The sequence below is a fragment of the Bacillus sp. 05T31 genome (assembly GCF_056396725.1).
This window is the reverse complement of the sequence record NZ_JBFTMA010001012.1, coordinates 1-1,125: the sequence shown is the minus strand read 5'-3', so window position 1 is coordinate 1,125 and position 1,125 is coordinate 1. Positions and strand designations below refer to the sequence as shown.

General features: G+C 34.0%; 1 protein-coding gene. It reads left to right on the top strand.

All coding sequences use genetic code 11. From position 1 onward, the window contains the following. Positions 1 to 29: 29 nt before the first annotated feature. The gene (gene hitS / locus AC1DJR_RS30810; RefSeq protein ID WP_477004349.1) at positions 30 to 1,103 is read left to right on the top strand and encodes an envelope stress sensor histidine kinase HitS; all 1,074 of its coding nucleotides are present in this window, start codon (positions 30 to 32) and stop codon (positions 1,101 to 1,103) included. Positions 1,104 to 1,125 lie beyond the last annotated feature (22 nt).

Sequence of the window (1,125 nt, the reverse complement as noted above, 5' to 3'; positions counted from 1 at the left end):
GGCTTAGGGTATCGCTTAGAGGTAAGTAAATGAGAAAAAGAGAAAGAATGAGTAAGATGAAGATGTTAAAAGTAATAGGGGCGATAGTAGCGCTCTTTGCTTTTCTTACTATAATTTGGTCAATAGCCTTTTTTGTATCGTCTAGTSTAATGAAAGCTTTTGAAATAAACGTATCGCCTTTTATTASTTTTCTAATTAGTGATATGGTCGGCTTTGTTTTTATCGTTCTTATTTGGACATTAATCGGRATTTTAATGAGACCGAAGCGAGAGGCGATGATTTGGACGATCATTGAACCGATACAAAAAATTGCAAAAGGGGACTTCTCTGTAAAAATACGGAATGAAGAAAAATATGATGGCGAAATTGGTGTGCTTGTAAAAAGTATTAACGATATGACGGATGAACTTAATGCAATGGAGAAAATGAGACAAGAATTTGTATCGAATGTTTCTCATGAAATACAGTCGCCATTAACATCTATTAAGGGATTTGCTCGAGCGCTACAAGATGATAATCTACCAGTTGAAAAAAGAAAACATTATCTTACTATTATTGAAACTGAAACAACGCGATTATCTAAATTGAGTCAAAATTTATTGAAGCTAACACTTTTAGAGTCAGAGGAGTATTCACCAGAAAGAGCTACTTATCGATTAGATCAACAGTTGAAACAAATTGTGTTAAATAGTGAGCCTCTTTGGGATGAAAAAGGACTTGAGCTAGATCTTGATATGGATAAAGTGTGTGTTACTGCAGACAAAGAAAGTATGAGCCAAGTATGGATTAATTTAATTCATAACAGTATTAAATTCACACCAAATGGTGGCACGATTACAATTCATTTAAAAGAACATAAGGAATTCCTGGAAGTAAGTATTCATGATACGGGAATTGGTATATCCGAAGAACAGAAACAACATATTTTTGAACGTTTTTATAAAGCGGATTCTTCACGAAACCGTGCTTATGGAGGAAGTGGATTAGGTCTAGCAATTGTAAAAAAAGTACTCGACCTTCATCAAGGAAAAATAAAAGTTGAGAGTGTAGAAGGAAATGGTACAGAATTTATTGTGCGTATTCCAAATCATGAAGAAAAATAGTGTTAGAAGGAGGCCTTCTAAC